17 protein-coding genes and 1 pseudogene are annotated in these 18,118 nt (G+C 50.9%); 8 read left to right on the top strand and 10 right to left on the bottom strand.

Features of this window, described 5'->3' with window-relative positions; translation table 11 throughout:
- From VB081_RS07475 to VB081_RS07460, 4 genes and pseudogenes are all read right to left on the bottom strand, one after another.
- Nucleotides 1-311, bottom strand: a pseudogene (locus VB081_RS07475) (hypothetical protein); the annotation flags it as partial.
- A 398-nt stretch (nucleotides 312-709) separates the two neighbouring features.
- A complete protein-coding gene (locus tag VB081_RS07470; protein WP_323400198.1) occupies nucleotides 710-1,600 on the bottom strand; it encodes a glycyl-radical enzyme activating protein in 891 nt (296 codons plus the stop codon).
- Between the two features lie 26 nt (nucleotides 1,601-1,626).
- Nucleotides 1,627-4,068 (bottom strand): glycyl radical protein, encoded by a 2,442-nt coding sequence (locus tag VB081_RS07465; RefSeq protein ID WP_323400197.1) that lies wholly within the window; start codon nucleotides 4,066-4,068, stop codon nucleotides 1,627-1,629.
- A gap of 199 nt (nucleotides 4,069-4,267) precedes the next feature.
- On the bottom strand, nucleotides 4,268-4,831 hold the full coding sequence (locus tag VB081_RS07460; protein WP_323400196.1) for a D-lyxose/D-mannose family sugar isomerase: 564 nt from the start codon (nucleotides 4,829-4,831) through the stop codon (nucleotides 4,268-4,270).
- Nucleotides 4,832-4,931: 100 nt separating this feature from the next.
- On the opposite strand from VB081_RS07460, the gene VB081_RS07455 reads away from it, so the two are divergent.
- A complete protein-coding gene (locus tag VB081_RS07455) occupies nucleotides 4,932-5,990 on the top strand; it encodes an aldose 1-epimerase family protein (RefSeq protein ID WP_323400195.1) in 1,059 nt (352 codons plus the stop codon).
- A gap of 57 nt (nucleotides 5,991-6,047) precedes the next feature.
- On the opposite strand, the gene VB081_RS07450 is transcribed toward VB081_RS07455, so the two are convergent.
- Both VB081_RS07450 and VB081_RS07445 read right to left on the bottom strand, forming a co-directional pair.
- A complete protein-coding gene (locus tag VB081_RS07450) occupies nucleotides 6,048-7,343 on the bottom strand; it encodes a UDP-N-acetylglucosamine 1-carboxyvinyltransferase (RefSeq protein WP_323400194.1) in 1,296 nt (431 codons plus the stop codon).
- A 99-nt stretch (nucleotides 7,344-7,442) separates the two neighbouring features.
- Nucleotides 7,443-8,381: a magnesium transporter CorA family protein gene (locus VB081_RS07445; RefSeq protein ID WP_323400193.1), complete on the bottom strand. Its 939-nt coding sequence runs from the start codon at nucleotides 8,379-8,381 to the stop codon at nucleotides 7,443-7,445.
- Between the two features lie 273 nt (nucleotides 8,382-8,654).
- Between VB081_RS07445 and VB081_RS07440 the strand changes: the two genes are divergently transcribed.
- Both VB081_RS07440 and lepB read left to right on the top strand, forming a co-directional pair.
- The gene (locus VB081_RS07440; protein ID WP_323400192.1) at nucleotides 8,655-8,840 is read left to right on the top strand and encodes a DUF951 domain-containing protein; all 186 of its coding nucleotides are present in this window, start codon (nucleotides 8,655-8,657) and stop codon (nucleotides 8,838-8,840) included.
- On the top strand, nucleotides 8,837-9,724 hold the full coding sequence (lepB, locus tag VB081_RS07435) for a signal peptidase I (RefSeq protein ID WP_323400191.1): 888 nt from the start codon (nucleotides 8,837-8,839) through the stop codon (nucleotides 9,722-9,724). Before VB081_RS07440 ends, lepB begins: the two co-directional genes overlap by 4 nt.
- Nucleotides 9,725-9,896: 172 nt before the next feature.
- On the opposite strand, the gene VB081_RS07430 is transcribed toward lepB, so the two are convergent.
- The gene (locus VB081_RS07430; RefSeq protein WP_323400190.1) at nucleotides 9,897-11,690 is read right to left on the bottom strand and encodes an alanine--tRNA ligase; all 1,794 of its coding nucleotides are present in this window, start codon (nucleotides 11,688-11,690) and stop codon (nucleotides 9,897-9,899) included.
- 23 nt (nucleotides 11,691-11,713) lie between these two features.
- Entirely contained in the window at nucleotides 11,714-13,096 is a 1,383-nt protein-coding gene (gene pepV / locus VB081_RS07425) for a dipeptidase PepV (protein ID WP_323400189.1), read from the bottom strand.
- A gap of 145 nt (nucleotides 13,097-13,241) precedes the next feature.
- Between pepV and radC the strand changes: the two genes are divergently transcribed.
- The 5 genes from radC to VB081_RS07400 all read left to right on the top strand — a co-directional run bounded on the left by radC (nucleotide 13,242) and on the right by VB081_RS07400 (nucleotide 16,686).
- On the top strand, nucleotides 13,242-14,006 hold the full coding sequence (gene radC, locus VB081_RS07420; protein ID WP_323400188.1) for a RadC family protein: 765 nt from the start codon (nucleotides 13,242-13,244) through the stop codon (nucleotides 14,004-14,006).
- Between the two features lie 88 nt (nucleotides 14,007-14,094).
- The gene (locus tag VB081_RS07415; RefSeq protein ID WP_323400187.1) at nucleotides 14,095-14,550 is read left to right on the top strand and encodes a GNAT family N-acetyltransferase; all 456 of its coding nucleotides are present in this window, start codon (nucleotides 14,095-14,097) and stop codon (nucleotides 14,548-14,550) included.
- Between the two features lie 138 nt (nucleotides 14,551-14,688).
- Nucleotides 14,689-15,057, top strand: coding sequence for a GntR family transcriptional regulator (locus tag VB081_RS07410; RefSeq protein ID WP_323400186.1), 369 nt, complete (start codon nucleotides 14,689-14,691; stop codon nucleotides 15,055-15,057).
- Nucleotides 15,054-15,893 (top strand): ABC transporter ATP-binding protein, encoded by an 840-nt coding sequence (locus VB081_RS07405; protein ID WP_323400185.1) that lies wholly within the window; start codon nucleotides 15,054-15,056, stop codon nucleotides 15,891-15,893. The genes VB081_RS07410 and VB081_RS07405 overlap by 4 nt, the downstream gene beginning before the upstream one ends.
- Before the next feature lie 19 nt (nucleotides 15,894-15,912).
- A complete protein-coding gene (locus VB081_RS07400) occupies nucleotides 15,913-16,686 on the top strand; it encodes a hypothetical protein (protein ID WP_323400184.1) in 774 nt (257 codons plus the stop codon).
- A gap of 48 nt (nucleotides 16,687-16,734) precedes the next feature.
- On the opposite strand, the gene VB081_RS07395 is transcribed toward VB081_RS07400, so the two are convergent.
- Together VB081_RS07395 and VB081_RS07390 are read right to left on the bottom strand one after the other, a co-directional pair.
- Nucleotides 16,735-17,319, bottom strand: coding sequence for a TatD family nuclease-associated radical SAM protein (locus tag VB081_RS07395; protein WP_323400183.1), 585 nt, complete (start codon nucleotides 17,317-17,319; stop codon nucleotides 16,735-16,737).
- Nucleotides 17,320-17,353: 34 nt separating this feature from the next.
- Nucleotides 17,354-18,118, bottom strand: coding sequence for a TatD family hydrolase (locus tag VB081_RS07390; protein WP_323400182.1), 765 nt, complete (start codon nucleotides 18,116-18,118; stop codon nucleotides 17,354-17,356).

Raw genomic sequence — 18,118 nt, 5'->3', positions numbered from 1 at the left:
ATATTGTTGAGCTGTGCGATCAGCCATGCACCATTGGTGTTTCTTTCCGCAAAACCGACCTTTTTGCCCGCAAGGATGCTCATATCCGTTTCGAGCGTTTTTGCCAGCGGACGTTCGCCGGAATCCGTCGCCGCCTCCGCGCTTGCAGGCGCATTGCCTGTCGCTTCAGCGCTTTCGCCAGCCGCTTCCTTTGTTTCTGCTGCCGCCGGAGAATCCGTCGCCGCCGGGCTTTCCTGTGTCGCGGGTGCAGAGCAAGCTACCAGAGCGAAGCAAAGCACTACTGCCAGTACCGAAAATAAAATCTTCTTCATCTTTTCCTCCTTTTGTTACCACGTTTTGTGGTATCGATCCTTTTTATTTTTTGGTAAATCCTTTTACTTTATGTTTTAAAAAAAACGCAACGATTACGATCAATAGGCGTTTTTATTCCCCAACAGCAAATTATCTTGCCTTTTTCGGAATTATTCTCTGTATAATGTTTAATTTCCCTTGGATTTTATGTATAAACTTGTTTAACAATCAGTAAATCGTTTAACAAGTACATCGTAACATACGCTACTTTTCCTGTCAATACAATTTTCTCAATTTAACGTATTTTTTTTATATTTATATAATCGTTTTACATTTGTAATATTTTTGTCTTTTTTATTTCCAAACCAACAAAAAAAGAGCTGTTTTACGGCTCTTTTTCCTGTTTCCTTCTTTTGTATCATCCACCGATCACAACGGCGATCCCCATGTTTTCCAGCAGTTTGGTAAGTTTTTCCTGCTCTGCGTCCGTCGGCGTGCTGAACGCCTCCCCCATATATTCCTTGCCAATCTTCCTATACTTTGGCTCCCCGAAGCGATGATACGGCAGCAGATGTATTTCTGAAAGGCCGATCTTTTTTGCAAACGCGCCCGTCCTGCGAATGTTTTCCTCGTCCGCGTTTACCCCGCCGATAAGCGGGATACGGATGATCATATCCTTCCCTTTCATCTGCGCGATCTTCCGGGCATTGTCTAAAATCAATTCGTTGCCCATGCCCGTGAATACCTTATGCTGCCCACTGTCCATATGCTTTAAGTCATAGAGCACGGTATCGATCTTCTGCACCGCTGTCTTTATCTTGTCCCACGGGACTGCGCCGCACGTTTCGATGGCTACGTTCACGCCTTCACTGTGCAGCCTGTCCGTCAACTCGCTGATAAAATCCGCATGGCACAGCGCTTCGCCGCCCGAAAAGGTCACACCGCCGCCCGATTGCTCATAAAACGCCTTGTCCTTAAGCGCCAGCTTGAGCGCACCGTCTACATCATATTTCTTTCCATCAATTTTTAGCGCCGCTGTAGGGCATACATCCACGCATACATGGCAGCCGGCGCAGCCGTCAACATACACGCCCGGCGCCTTCCTTACCTGCGTAGGGCACTGTGTTACGCACAGGCCGCAGCCCATGCAGTCCGCCTCGTTGAACTCAAACTGCGGCTCGAACTTCTGCGATTCCGGGTTAGAGCACCAATCGCATGTAAGCGGGCAACCTTTAAAGAACAGGATCGTGCGGATACCGCCGCCGTCGTGTATGCTATAGCCTTGTACGTTGAATATCAAAGCTTCCATAACTGTTTTTTTCTCCATTCCCGCCATCATATCTGGGCGTTTTCCGTCCTTGTAATGATGGAATCCTGCACGTCCCTCGAAAGCTCATTGAAGAATGCGCTGTACCCTGCCACACGCACCACCAGACTCTTATATTTCTCTGGCACCTGCTGCGCTTCCTTCAGCTTGTCTGCCGAAACCACGTTGAATTGTACATGTCCGCCGCGCATCTTGATATAAGAACGGATGAGGCTCATAAATTTACTGAGACCTTCTTCTCCCGCGAGCACCGTAGGATTGAACTTCTGGTTAAAGATCACACCGTTCGGGCACCGCAGGTGGTCTAGGCCATGACATACCGACTTAAGCGCTGCGGTGGGGCCGTGCTTGTCAACACCGTTGGAGGGCGAAACGCCATCCGCTAAAATTGTGCCTGCAAGCCTGCCGTCCGGCGTAGCCGCCGTGGTATATCCAAAGGCCACGTTCGCCGCGACCGGTACAAACGAACCGACAAACGGCCCTCCATGATAACCCTGATAACCTTCCAGCGAATCAAAGAAGACGTCTGCCGCATAATGCACCATGCTGTCCACTTCTTCCTCATCGTTGCCGTATTTTTCCACGCGGTTAAATAGGTATTGCCGCATTGGCTCCGCGCCCTCGAAGTTATGGTCGAGCGCATCACACAGCTCCTGCATGGTATATTTCTTATCGTCATATACGACCTTCTTCACTGCGTAAAGCGAATCTCCCGCATTTGCCACGCCCAGTCCCAGCGGTGCTGTCCAGTTGTATTTTGCACCGCCACGGAGCGCGTCTGTTCCGCGCTCGAGGCACGTCGGCCCGATGAGCAGCGATGTGAGCGGGATAGGCATCAGCTCTGCCTGTACCTGATCCACGATCGCATTTAAGCGAACCGAAAGTGTGGTAGTATACGCCATCTGCTCCTCATACGCCTTTTTCACATCGTCAAAAGTTTTTAAATCCTCCGGCTTGCCCGTATGCGGCCCGACCTGCTTATGACAGATATTACATACGCCGTCAGAGAGCGCCAGCTCCGCTACCTTGGCTACGTTATAATAGCCACCGTTGCCCCTGTGCCACGCATCGAGCGGCGCGTTTTCCACACAGCCAACCGGCGCATAGTCGCGCGCGTCCTCTAAGGAAACGCCCAACCGCTGCATCGCTTCCACATATACCTCGTCGTTTAATATCTGCGGCATACCATTGCCCATGCGGATCGCCTCCGCGACCTTTTCCATAAATTCATCCGGCGTGCCGTTGTGCAGGCGTACAGAAAAGTTTGGCTGCATCAAAAGGATGTGCGTATGCGCCTCCAGACAGCGGTACGAAAGATCGTTTGTCGAATCTGTGCCGTCACGCTTCACACCGCCGATCACAATGTTCTGCCCCATCGGGTAACCTGCATGGATTTTAGCGTCATCCTCGCGATACACCTTGATAGGCTCCGTGATTTTTGTCCAGAACGCCTCCAAAATCTCCTGCGCCTGCTGTTTATCAAGCACACCATTTTCAATATCCGAAGCATAGTAAGGATACATATACTGGTCAAAACGCCCCAGCGTATAAGAAACGCCGTTGTCGTTTATCTGTTGCACCACCTGGCAGAACCACAGCGACTGCAGTGCCTCGTGGAAGCTTTCCGCCGGGAATTCAGGCACACGGCGGCATACCTTAGCAATAGTCTCAAGCTCTGCCTTACGTTTTGCGTTCTTTTCTTCCTGTGCCATCTCAACTGCCTTGTCCGCGTACCTGTGCGCAAACAAGATCGTCGATTTGCAAAAGCTGATCGCCGACTCGTACCACAAACGTTTATCAAGGGAATCCGGCTTGGTCATATCCAATTCCGCAAGCTTCTGTTCACATTTTTTGATCAGTCCGCCTAGCCCTTCACGGCACAGCAGTCCATAATCGAGCAATACATGACCAAGCCCGCCGTCCTCATGCAAACCAAGCGAGAAAACATTTGCGTCATAGCGCTCCAGCCGGATGTCGTCCGTGATGTAAGACTGGATGCGGTCATACATCGTTTTGCCCTTCCAATAAGGTACGATATCCCTGCGGTATTCCTCAATATCCTCCTTGATGGGCGTAAACGAATCCTGCGGACGGCTTTCAAACGATTCGATCTCTTCGTCGATCCATTCCACCGCAAACTCTGGAAAAAGCGGTGCGCTGCGCTGCCTGCCCGCCTGATGCCCGACGATGATCTCATCCGGCAGGATATATACCGACATGCCTGCCAATATTTTTTCAAACGCTTTTGCCCGCCTCATCAGCGGGTGCAAACCTTCCGTTTCCTTATAAGACTGCGTGATCAGCCGCGCACGCTCCATGCAGATATAAGACTTCGCATTCACCACCTGATGCCGCAGGCGTTGGCATCTTGCATACGCTTCACTGTTTGCATCAAACACCGCATCCCTGTCTACCGGGATCGAGTACATATCTTTGTATTCTATCTTCATTTTCATACCTCCTGAATTCCTTTGATTTCCTTTAAAATAGGGGATTGTATATTGTAAATCGTTTTTCTAATATATAAAAAAATAAAACATCTATGTAATTTATAAAGCTTTTTACGCATTTTTAAACCAAATCGCAGGAAAAACCTTTTACTATACTCAATATCATATCCTGCCCATTCCCTCTTGTCAATATATAGTTTCAGCTTTCTTTGTGCGTCACTCCATCCATCCTGTTGATCTCCGGATCTGTATAAATATCAAGATCGTCGCGGTTATACGTCGAAAACTCACTGACTACGCAGCCTTCCTCGCCCCCACATATCCAGTGTGTAACATTGGGCTTCACCGTAAACTGTTCACCCTTTTTTAATATAAGCTGATGAAATACGCGAAAACAATCCTGTTTGTCCGCCGGTATCCTTGCCCTGATCTCCGCTTCCGGCGTACGCTTGCCCTCGGTGTATACATAAAGAGTCCCATAGCGTACACGGAATGTTTCCTCCTTGCCAACGTCGCCTTCAAACGGCGGATGACATTGCTCCGGACAAATCTGGCCGGGCAGCAGCACCATCTCCTTGGCGGCATAGCGCTTGGTATTGATATAAATATGTATCTGAATACCAAATTCTTCGATTCTTCCAAGACCCATATCCGCAATCTCCAGATTTTTCTTTTCCTCCTCGGTCAGGTAAATATGCGCTTTTTCATAATATTCCAGCGCTTTTTGCCTGATCTCTTCCCTTTTTTCCTGTGAAACTGCCATAATAATTTTTCTCCTTTATAAAAAAACGTTTTTCTTTCTCTTGTTTTTATATTATAATCTATTGAAAGCAAAGTCAATACCATAAAAACGGAGGTATATTATGAATCTTACGTATCAACAGACACGCCCTTACATCGGTCACGACTACCAGACCTTCGGTGTGCGCAGCGAAATGCTGCTTGATGGTAAAGAAACCGGCGTTAAGCTGCTGCGTCTCAAAAACGGCGCGCAGCTACAGGCAGAGGTGCTGTGCGACCGCGGCCTCTCCCTTGGCGAGGTGACCTATAAGGGAATCAACCTGAGCTTTCTCTCCCATACAGGCGTCGTCGCCCCCACCTATTATGTGGAAAATGGCAAGGATGGGTTTTATAAGAACTTTTTCGGCGGCATGATGATGTCGTGCGGTATGACGCACATGGGTGCGCCATGCGATGACGCGGGCAAAAGCCTTGGCTTGCACGGCCCCATGCCCTGTACCCCTGCTGAGGAGGTATGCGCATGTGTGGAAGACAAGTCCGGCACTGTGCCTGAAATCGTTGTGCGCGGCAAATTGCGGCAAAGCGAGGTATACGCCGAACACCTGATGTGCGAACGCACCATCCGTCTGAAATACGGCGAGAACAAGATATCCATCCACGATGATATCAAAAACGAGGGCTTTGAAAAGCAGCCGTTTATGCTTCTTTACCACTTCAACTTTGGCTATCCCCTCATCAGCGAGCATACAAAGGTTTTTCTTGCAGAACAGGAGTGTACCCCGCGTGACGAGATCGCCAAAAACGGATTTGATACCCGTTATCGGATGGACGCGCCCGGCGCAGGTCGGCCGGAGGAATGTTATTTCTGCAGGCTGCGTGGCGATGCGGATGACAACACGACCGTGGTCGTGGAAAACGAAGCTCTCGGCCTGGCTGCCGCCCTCAAATACAATACTTTGCAACTGCCCTTCATGACCGAATGGAAATCCATGATGGCTGGCGACTATGCACTCGGCGTCAATCCAGGCGTATATACGCCGATGGGACGCGCACACGCGCGGAAAAACGGTATGCTGCTGTATATCGAACCTGATGAAGTGAAATCGTTCGATTTCGAATTGTCCGTCTCCGACGACGCAAGCGGGATCAAGGCGCTGCGGGACGCGGTCAATGCGCTCTAGCCCTTTCAACATCAAAAAAGGGAATGCCAGCGGCATTCCCTTTGCTTTTCTTTCTGATCAATAAATATCCAGATCGTCGTCCTCTGTACGAATGACCTCTTCGCGGCGGATGTCCGCCCCCAGCTTTTTGAGCTTGTCCTCGATGTGGTCATATCCCCTGTCTACATATTTGATGTTGTGGATCTCTGTGACGCCGTCCGCCATCAGTCCTGCAACGATAAGAGCAGCGCCCGCGCGCAAATCCGTTGCCCTCACAGGTGCCCCTGTAAGCTTTTCCACACCCTCTACGACCGCCACACGGTCGTCAGTATTGACCTTCGCCCCCATGCGGCGTATCTCGCTGATATGCTTGAAGCGCGATTCAAAAATACTTTCCACGATCATGCTCGTCCCTTGTGCCGTCGAAAGCAACACGGTAGCCGGCTGCTGCAAATCCGTCGGAAACCCGGGGTACGGCATCGTCTTGATTTTGACTGCCTTCGGTTTTTTGTCGCATTTCACATGAATAAAGTCCGCGCCTTCCTGCACGGAAATGCCCATTTCCACCATCTTGGCGGACAATGCTTCCATATGCGTGGGGATCACGTTTTTAATGATCACATCGCCGCGCGTTGCCGCCGCCGCGATCATCAGCGTGCCCGTCTCGATCTGATCCGGAATAATGGAATAGTTACAGCCGTGCAGCTTTTCCACACCCGTGATACGGATCACGTCCGTGCCCGCGCCCTTGATCTTCGCACCCATACACACAAGGAAGTTCGCAATATCCACTACGTGCGGCTCCTTTGCCGCGTTGACGATGGACGTCTGCCCCTTTGCGCATACCGCCGCCAGCATAATATTGATCGTCGCCCCTACCGAGACAACGTCTAAGTATACGTCGCTGCCTACAAGGCCATCCGGCGCCTTTGCCTTGAGCATCCCATATTCTGTCTTGACCTCTGCGCCCAGCGCTTCCATTCCTTTGATATGCTGGTCGATAGGACGCTCGCCGATCGCGCAGCCGCCCGGCAGGTTGATCTGTGCCTCGCCAAAGCGTGACAACAGCGCGCCCAACAAATAATACGACGCGCGCATGCGCTTCACGAGGTTCATCGTTACATTGCTTGTATTGATATTCGTCGTATCAACGGTCATCGTACCGTTGTCGTCAAACTCCACCTCTGCGCCGATCTCAGCCAGAATACGTTTGATGATCAGCACGTCTGCGATCTTCGGCAGGTTCTCAATGACACAAACGCCCCTTGCCAATATAGTTGCAGGTAAAATCGCAACCGCGGCATTTTTCGCCCCTGTCACATCGATGGTTCCCTTAAGCGGGATCCCGCCTTTTATCACAATTTTTTCATTCATATATACTCAACCTTACCCGATACTTTTCCAAATTTTTTGTATCATCATTGTAGCATTTATCAGGACTGTTTACAAGATGTTACCAATATTTGCCCATACCTAAAACATTTTCTTCTTCCACAGAATATAGGCCGCCACGCCAGAACACACGCCCGCGATCACAATCACCCACACAAAACCCAGGGGTTCTGAAGCAAAAGGCAATGGTACGTTCATGCCCCATAAGCTTGCGAACAACGTCGGGATTGCTAAAATAATCGTCAGCGACGTCAATATCTTCATCACGATATTGAGGTTATTCGAGATCACGCTCGCAAACGCATCCATCGTACCAGAGAGGATATCGCGGTAGATCGTGCCCATCTCAATGGCCTGCTTGTTTTCAACGATAACGTCCTCCAAAAGGTCAAGATCGTCGGGATAATTTTTGATCACGCGCGATTTGAGCATTTTTTCAAGAACTACCTCGTTGGATTTTAACGATGTAGAAAAATACACCAGCGATTTTTCCAGCTTAAGCATCTGGATCAACTCGCTGTTCTTCATTGATTTATGAAGTGCGTTTTCCACCTGTGTAGAAGCCTTGTCGATCTGCCTCAGATACTGCAAATATTTGCTTGCGTTTTTATATAACAGTTGTAATAAGAAGCGTGTCTTTTTACAAGTATCAAACCCGCCGCGAATATTCTGGTTCCAGAAATCCTCCAAAATAGAGGTCTCCTCCAGACATACCGTAATGATATTATCCGCCGTGATGATAATGCCCATCGGCAGCGTCGTATATACAAACGAATTTCGTTCTGATGTGACGAGCGGAATGTCGACTAAGACAAGCGTCTGGTCGTCCTCCACGTCGATACGCACCGCTTCTTCGCTGTCAAGCGCCGCACGGATAAACTCGTCCTCGATGTTAAGAGCGTCCCTGACAGAAACGATCTCCTCCTCCGAGGGGTCGAGCAAATGGATCCATGCACCCGGCTCGATGCTGTCGATCTCTTTGAATTTGTTGTTCTCAGCCGTACTGAAAATGCTGATCATTGCCTTTCACCTGCTTTCTCCTGGCAGGCCGGCATCACGGGCGAAAATACGCCGTCCGCACACCGCTGCCTGATATTATTCTTTGCGTTCGTTTAGGGTCTGCGTCCACGTATATCTCACCTCCCGTATATTTTGAGAATTAAGACCAACTATAATTATAACTTTCCCCAAATTTATATGCAAGCATCATTTTGTCCTAGGCTTTCAAAAAGAAATCATGTATAATAGAAAAGGTATGTGCGGATAAAATCCGTGCACAGTATGGTAACGTGTATGAATCAAGAAATCAGCTGTAACGATATAGTGGAAATGAAAAAGCCACACGCCTGCGGCGGCTGCCGCTGGGTCGTCATCCGTACGGGCGCAGATATAAAAATCAAGTGCCTGACATGCGGACGCATCGTGATGCTCGATCACGAAACATTTATAAAAAGACTGAAAAAGGTTGTACCTACATGAGCAGAGACTTAGGAAACGAAAACAACAGGCCGTACCGCCCGCGCGACCGTTCCAACTTCGGCGGATACGGCAATGACGAAGAATTTTATACACCGCCCAAAGAGGATTCTTACCGCCGCAGGATCGTCGTTCCCCCACAGGGCTACGACACCCAGCCCGAGGAAGATTATCTTTACGAAAACGCACCGCATATCGAGGAAGACGCTCCTTACGAGGAACCCTATTACGATACGGACGAGGATTTTTACGCGGAATCGTACGAGCGCGACGATCAGGACGATACTTACTTCGAACCGATCGACGACGATCTTTTAGAATATGACGAATTCGGGCGCAAACGCAAGCCCGTACGCGCCGTGCCGCGCACCGAAAGCAAAGCACGCGCCATATGGGGATGGATCGTTTCCATCATCATCGCCGTCATCATAGCGTTCGTCGTACGCGCGTTTTTCTTCGAGATCATTTTGGTGGACGGCGCATCTATGCAGCCGACGCTCGAATCGGACGAACGTCTCGCAGTAGAAAAGGTCAGCCGCTATTTTGGTCTGCCCGAATACGGCGACATCATCATCGTGCACTACCCCAATATGGAAGGTACGTATGTCAAACGTGTGATGGGTCTGCCCGGCGATACGCTCGAGGTGAAAAACAGCACAGTATACCGTAATGGCGAACCGCTCAGCGAAACATACATCAGCGCCGATCCTTATGCGGACATGGAGGCTGTGACCGTTCCTGCAGATACCGTATTCGTGATGGGCGACAACCGCGCCCACTCTCTTGACAGCCGCACCGCGTACATCGGCCCGATTGCAAAGGATGAGATCGTCGGTCACGCGACGTTTGTCATCTGGCCGCTCGACCGTATGCATTCTGTAAGCTAAGTTATTTCTTATCGACGTAGCATACCGCAGCCTTAGATGGCTATTTGCATTCCGAGTCTGCGCTCTGCGCTTGCAAAGACGTCGGAAGCAAACACCGCATCACGTCTGCGGATCGATCATATACAACAAAAAAGAGCCGCCTCTTATAAAGGCGGCTCTTTTATTTTCCTTCTTAGTCAAGCACAGCCTTGATGCGGCGCACGCCTGCGCTGCTGCTCTGCTCCTTCTTGATCTTGAAGTGACCAAGCTCTGCTGTGTTCTTTGCGTGCGGCCCGCCGCAGATCTCCTTGGAATACCCGGGGATCGTATAAACCTTCACCAGCTCGCCGTATTTGGAATCGAACACGCCCATCGCGCCCTGCTCCTTTGCTTCGTCCACTGTCATTTCCTCTTCCACCACGTCAAGCCCCGCACCGATCGCTTCGTTGACGTATTCCTCCAGCTTGTCAAGCTCGTCGCGCTCCACCTTGCGGTCGAAGTTAAAGTCAAAACGCAGACGCTCCGCCGTAATGTTGGAACCCTTCTGCGTGATATCGTCGCTCAAAAGCTTCCGCAAAGCCGCATTCAGAAGGTGCGTTGCCGTGTGCAGCCGTGCCGTCTGCTCGCTTGTGTCCGCAAGGCCGCCGGAGAAGCGCTGCTCCGCGCCCGCGTGCGACAGCTCCTGATGATGCTCGAATGCTTTGTCAAAGCCGTCCTTGTCCACCTTAAAGCCGCGTTCATCCGCTAATTCCAGCGTAAACTCAATGGGAAACCCGAACGTGTCATACAGCCGGAACGCGCTCTTACCGTCGATCAAATCCCCCACCGCAAGACTCGCCGTCACCTTTTCAAATTCCTTCAGCCCCTGCACAATCGTTTTCTGGAAGCGTTCTTCCTCTTTTTCGATCTCCGCAAGTATCTTTGCCTCATTCTGATGCAGCTCATCATACGCGTGCGCATATTTGTCGATCACCACTTTGGATATCTTGGAAAGGTTTCCCTCCGCAATGCCCAGCTTGCCCGCAAAACGGATCGCGCGGCGCAGCAGCCTGCGCAGCACATAGCCCTGGTCGACATTTGACGGCGTGATGCCGCGCTCGTCGCCGATCATAAAGGTCGCGCAGCGGATGTGGTCAGCCACAATACGAAAAGCCTTTCTCGTTTCCTCGTCCGCACCCTCGTACTTGTTGCCTGAAAGCGCCTCGATTTTTGCAATGATGGGCGCAAACACGTCCGTCTCATATACGGATTTCTTGCCCTGCAAAATCGCGATCGTGCGGTCAAGCCCCATACCCGTATCCACATTTTTCTGTTCCAGCGGCACAAACGTCCCGTCCGCCTGCTTGTTATATTCCATAAATACGTCGTTCCATATCTCAAGGTATTTCCCGCAGTCACACGCCGGGCTGCAATCCGGCCCGCATGCAGGTTTGCCCGTATCGATGAACATTTCGCTGTCCGGTCCGCACGGCCCTGTGATGCCCGCCGGCCCCCACCAGTTGTGCTTCTTTTCAAGGAAAAAGATGTGGTCGTCGCTGACGCCCATCTCGCGCCACCTGTCGTATGCCTCCATGTCGCGCGGCGCGTCCTCGTCGCCTGCAAAACATGTAAAATAAAGCTTATCCTTTTCAATACCCAGCCATTCGTCGCTCGTCAAAAATTCATAGCTCCACGCGATCGCTTCCTTTTTGAAATAATCGCCCAGCGACCAGTTGCCCAGCATCTCAAAAAAGGTGCAGTGGCTTTCGTCGCCTACCTCGTCGATATCGCCCGTGCGTACGCATTTCTGCACGTCGGTCAGCCGTGTACCCGCCGGGTGCTTTTCACCCATCAGATACGGAACGAGCGGATGCATGCCCGCCGTCGTAAAAAGAACAGTAGGATCATTTTCGGGTATCAGCGATGCACTCCTGATGACCGCGTGTCCCTTGCTCTTGAAAAAATCCAAATACATCTGTCGTAATTCGTCACTTGTTAAGCACTTCATTTAAAAAACTCCTTCGTTGCCTGCTATTTACAAAGCACCAATATGGCGTTTGCTAATATATCCGCTATTTTTACAAGCGAATCGATTTCAATATATTCATCCGGCTGGTGCTCCGTGCCCACCTGCCCCGGGAACAGCGCGCCAAAAGCAACCGAATTAGGGAACGCGCGCGCATATGTTGCGCCGCCCATCGTGATGCAATAGGCTTTTTCGCCCGTCACTTCCTCATACGCCTGCTTGAGCCCCAAAACAAGGGGCGAATCCTCGCTCACATGGTGCGAGGGGCGCGAAAACGTTTCCTCGACTTCAAAGCCCGAAAGCTTCTCTTTTATCGTATGCAAGATACCATCCTTGTCGCTGTCCACAGGATAACGGATATCCACACCGATCGCAGGCCCGTCTTTTTCCGCCTTGCAATACCCGACATTCAAGGTAAGCGCGCCCGAAAAATCCTCCTGCGCAACGCCCAGCGTCGCGCCGCTCGTTTCTGTACCGATCGCTGCGGCAAGCTCATATACCGCATCGCTCCACACGTTTTTTTTCAGAGGCAGCGTATTTAGAAACTGTATCAGGTAATTAAGCGCATTTTTACCGTCCTCCGGCTTGGAACCGTGCGCCGAAGTGCCATGCGCCTGCAATATCATTCCGTTTTCTATCGATGCGGACGTGATCTTAACGGGCGAATCCTCGTTGAAAATATCGATCATAGCGCCAAGCGCCTTCGTATTCCCCTCAATTGTGCACTCCGCAAGCGCGGGCACAACGTTCACGCGCTCTCCCGCGTGCATATCCGTTAAGACGAGCGCGCCGCCCTGCTCATAGTCATACGCCGTGCGCCGAAGCGTTAAGTGCAGCAAACCTTTTTCAGCATTCACGATAGGAAATTCCGCGTCCGGCGAAATCGCCATCGTGGGTATCTCCCCGCCGTTTTTCGTATAAAAATCCATATCCGCCCAACCGCTTTCCTCGTCGCATCCAAAAATAATGCGCACGCGCTTGTTGAGGCTGATGCAGTTTTCCTTGATCGCCGACAGCGCAAACAGCGCCGCGATCGCAGGCCCTTTGTCGTCGATCGCACCACGGCCGTATACGCGGCCATCCTTCACAGTTCCTTCAAACGGGGGCACTGTCCATCCCTCGCCCGCCGGCACGACGTCCAGGTGCGTTACAATGGCAAGCATCTCGTCGCCGTCGCCATATTCCACGTATCCCAAATGGGAAAAGAAATTCACGCTGTCAAAATCCAGCCGTTCCCCAAGATTAAGCGTCCTGATCAGCGCGTCAAAAACGCCTTTGCCATAAGGCATGTTGCCTTGTGCTTCACCCTTTACGCTCGGGATGTTAAGGATCATCTTCAGAGCGTCTACCATCTCATTTTTACGCGGTGCGAGTGTAAATTCCAACATTTCTCATTTTCTCCTGACATTTATGCAAACGAATGCGTATATATTATAGCAGAAAATACACTTATAATACATACTTTTTTGTCCCTCTTACAGGAATGAGCCGCGTAAGCGGCGAACTATGTAAGTACAAAGAAATAAACATCCATTGGGGGAAAGACTTATTTCTGTACATGATGGGCATCGTGCCCGCCTCAAAAATCGTTTTCTGCAAAAAGGCCTCAGTGCATTCGAAGACCACGAAGCGCTCGAGCTCTTGCTTTTTTATGCCCTGCCGCGCCGCGATACCAACGCACTCGCGCACACGCTTCTCGAAAAATTCGGCAGTCTGGATCGCCTGCTGCATGCAGACTTAAAGGACGTTGCACGTATCGATGGCATCGGCGAGCAAAGCGCCATCCTGATCTCCCTTGTCGGCGGGCTCATGGCAAAGAGCTCCGCAAGCGGCATAAGCAAATCACCCAAACTAAAATCCATCGACAAGGCGATTCGTTACATCGAAACGCTTTTTAAGGGCAAAACAGAGGAATATTTTTACGTGGTGTGCCTAGACGCGCATTGCGCCGTGCTCCATACAGAGCTTCTGAGCCGCGGCATTGCGACCGAAGCCCCTGTTTACGTCCGCCATATCACGGAAAGTGTCGTGCGCACGGGTGCGAATAAAGTCATCGTTGCGCACAACCATCCGGGCGGCAGCTCGCAGCCAAGCAAGAAGGATATTGAGACAACGCAGCGCATTCTGCTTGCGATGGACGCGCTTGATATCGATATGCTCGATCATATCATTGTGGGCAAGGAAGATGCGTTCAGCCTCGCGGAAAAAATATTGCTGCGTGGCAATTATCCGGAAAAAGACGCGCGGCTTGCGCAGTATACAGACCGCGTCATGCAGGAACTTACACCACCACTCTAAGCTGGCTATTGCAAAACCTGCCGTTTCTGGGTATAATTCTTAAGAATGGTTTACGAAGCAAACGACCTTATTGGAGGAATCAATCATTATGGCAATTGAATATTTTCATATAAAAGAGCGGGACTTCGATCTCGTAGAGCAACTGATCCAGATCGAAAATTCATCCTATGACGCGGGCGGTCTTGATGTGTTCGACCTGATCGCGATGCTGCGGCACGCGCGTGTATACGTTGCCGTAGAATATGACGAAATTTTAGGCGCTGTCTACTTCATGCGCAATTTCGACAATCCGGATAAGGTTTTCCTGCACAGTATCAACATCATCGACCCGCAGACAAACCCCAACCTCGGTACGTCATTGTTAAACATTGCCTTTGCGGACATGAAGACGTTCGGCATCAAAATGGTGGAGGTCAATGTAGACCCTTCCAATTATCGCGCTTTAAAGATTTACCGCGAGCACCTTGGCTTCGTTGCGAGCGACAGCATGCAGAGCGAGATTTTGAACGGCGAAGAAATTTTGATGCTGCAAAAGGAGCTGTAAGCCGCTCAATCACAAGGTATTATGAGAACCGCATATGCGGTTCTTTTTTTGCTTTCAAAAACATTCTTGACATATACCAACCCTCGTTATATAGTTAATTACATGAGTAGTTAACCAATTATGTTAAAGGAGGATGAAATGAAGATCGATTTTGAAAGCGATACCCCTATTTACCTGCAGATATCCGCGCAGATCGAAGACTCCATCCTGTCCGGCGCGTTCGACGAAGAAACACAGGTTCCCTCCACTACAGAAATTTCCACGCTCTACCACATCAATCCCGCCACTGTCTTAAAGGGCATGACGCTCCTTGTCGACAGCGGTATCTTATACAAAAAACGAGGTGTCGGTATGTTTGTAACAAAAGGGGCCGCACAGGCCATCCGGAAAGAGAGACAGCAATCCTTTTATGAGGATTATGTTTTGAGTCTGCTCAGCGAAGCGGAAAAACTGGGCATCAGCCCTGACGAGCTGATCAGCATGATCACGAAAGGAGCAAAAAAATGATCGAACTGAAAAACGTGACCAAGCGATTCAAGGAAGTGACAGCACTTGAGAGAGTCAATGTTTCTTTCGAAAGCAACCATATCTACGGACTACTCGGGCGTAACGGCGCAGGAAAATCCACCCTGCTGAATCTTGTCACAAACCGCCTGTTCCCCACCGAAGGTTTTGTATGCGCGGACGACATGCCGGTCATAGATAATGACAAAGCGCTATCTCTCATTTCCTATATGGGCGAGGACACGCTCTATGATCCTTCCATAGCCGTGCGGCGTATCTTTGAATGGACAAAACTTTTTTATCCCTCCTTCGATATGGATTACGCCTACGGTCTGGCAAAGAAATTTTCGCTGGATCCAAAGAAAAAAATCGGCAAACTTTCAACAGGCTACCGCTCCATTGCCAAGCTTATCTTAACACTTGCATCGGGTGCTGCATACCTGCTGTTCGACGAGCCGGTGCTCGGCCTTGACGCAAACCATAGGCAGCTCTTTTATGATGAGCTTTTAAAGAGATATGCAGACTATCCCTGCACGGTCATCCTCTCCACACACCTGATCGAAGAAGTGGCAGGCATCATCGATCGCGTAGTCATCATCAAAGACGGCGGTATCCTGCTCGAGCGCGATACGGAGGATATCCAGAAAATGGGCTTCACCGTGTCCGGGCCAAGGGACGCGGTCGCCGCGTGGTGTGAGGACAAAAACATCCTCGGCACACAGGAATTGGGCGGATTGATGCTCGCTCACATCCTTGGTGAGCGTACGGATACCCCTCCTGTACTGACGGTCACACCGCTCGACCTCCAGCAGCTCTTTATCCACCTGACCAACTCCTAAGAAGGCGAGGGATCAACCCATGAAATTGAAACAAATGCTATTATGGCAATACAAAGCAAGCCGCTCGGCTTTCCTGACCTTTTACCTGATCGTAGCGGCAGTCACCATCGCAGGCTCCATCCTGTTTGCTTTCAATACGCAAATAGCCGACAGCGGGGTCAGTGTGGTAGGTGTTACCATCAACTCCGACAGCCCCACGATGGGGAACTTCAATATGGCGACATTGCCTATCGCCGTGATCTTCCTGTTCATATTCGGTCTCGCGAATTTTGGTGAAAACATTCGCGTCGCCCTTGCGAACGGCGTTTCGCGCCGCACACATTACATAAGCTTTCTGTCATTTTCCTTGATAAGCGCTGTCGTGACAGCGCTTCTGAGCATCCTGTTCGACGCGATCCCCTACTTCTTCGGGACGTCCGGCGCAAGCTCACAGTTTTCGGGCTCATTCATAGAGCGTACGCTGTTCTTCACGACCTTGTACCTGTTCGTCATCGCGCTCGGCTATTTCATTGCGGGTGCGTACTACCGGATGAACAACCCGGCAAGGGTGATCGTTTCCATCGGCGTACCCGCAGGCCTGATCTATTTTGCGGTCAATGTCACAAATGCACGGTCAGTGCTGACCGCCCAGCCCATGTCTTGGGAGGCGATCGCCGCATTCTTCGAACGCTTCGGGCAATGGATGACCCAGACCCTCAACGCCTCCCTGTTCTTCGCTATCATAGCAGCCTTGTTCCTCTTTTTGGGCTGGCTTGTCACACGCCGCGCACCCATCAAAGCGCCTGCGGTATAAAAACGGCATAAAAAAGAGGCTGCAGCATTGCAGCCTCTTTTGTTTTTCCTAAGAAATATAGTGCCGCACCCTGAAATGCGCGCCCACGTCCTGCGCGATCTTGCGGCACGTCTCGATGTCCTCCGGGCTGATCACGTCCACCACCGAAAGAGTAGTGTATATACCATATTTCACGCAGTCCCGCGCAAAATCGAGCATATAGTGGAACCCGTCCTCGCCATAGCGACTATGCACGACCGCTTCGTACTTGCGTGCGTCCGCCTCGTTCAAGCTGATAGACACCTCATCGATAAGTCCCGCAAGCTCCTGTGCGATATCCCTGCCATGGAAGGCGCTCGCATGCCCGTTTGTATTAAGCCGCGTATGCCCGCCATAATTCTTGACGTACGCCGCCACCTCTTTCAACTCGTCGATACGCATCGTCGGTTCGCCATAGCCGCAAAACACAACGTCCGTCTTGTCCTTTTCAAGCTGACTTATGATATCGCCTGCCGTCGGTTCCTCTTTGAGCCACAGGTTGTATCCGGCGACCCCGTCGCCTGTCCTGCGCAGGCAAAACTCACAGTCATTCGTGCATTTATTCGTCAAATTGATGTAATTAACATCGTCGATCTTATAAACATATGTATTCAATATTCGCTTCCATTCCACGCGCCACGCGCGTCCATTATTTGATCCCGAAGAGCCGCTTCCCGTTTTCTAAGGTGATCCTTACAACCTCTTCTACGGGCAGCTCCTTTACTTCCGCCATCTTTTCCGCCACATAACGTACATAGGCAGGCTCGTTGCGCTTCCCGCGCAGCGGCACCGGCGTCATATAAGGGCAATCCGTTTCAATCAGCAGCCGCTCCATCGGCACAGCCTGCGCCGCCTCGATCGTCTTGCGCGCGTTCTTAAAGGTAAGAGCCCCGCCAAAGGCGATGTAAAAGCCCATTTTCACAAGCTCCTCCGCTGTCTCGGCGCTACCGGAAAAACAGTGCAGCTCTCCACGCACACCCGGGTACTGCTTTAAGATCGTAAGCGTATCGAGCGTCGCTTCCCTGCTATGCACCACAATGGGAAGGTCAAGCTCCATCGCCAGCTCGATCTGCTCGGAGAACGCCCTTTTCTGCGTCTCCCGCGGCGAAAAATCATAATGATAATCCAGCCCGATCTCGCCGATCGCCACCACTTTTTCTTCCTTGCTCAAGGATCGCAGCACAAACTTTGCGGGTTCGTCCCACTCTGACGCGCTGTGCGGATGTACCCCCACCGCCGCATAGACGCTGTGGTGCTCCTTTGCAAGCGCCGCTGCACGGATGCTGTCGCCAATGTCAGGCGCATTCTCCACGACATATTCGATCCCCTGCTCCGTAAACCTTCCAATGAGCGTTTCTCTGTCCTCATCAAAATGCTCGCTCAAAAGATGTACATGTGTATCAAATAACTTCAT

Origin of the sequence: Christensenella sp. (genome assembly GCF_034927525.1) — a bacterium.
In the GTDB taxonomy this organism is placed as follows: domain Bacteria; phylum Bacillota; class Clostridia; order Christensenellales; family Christensenellaceae; genus Christensenella.
This window is presented reverse-complemented; position numbering and strand designations above follow the sequence as displayed.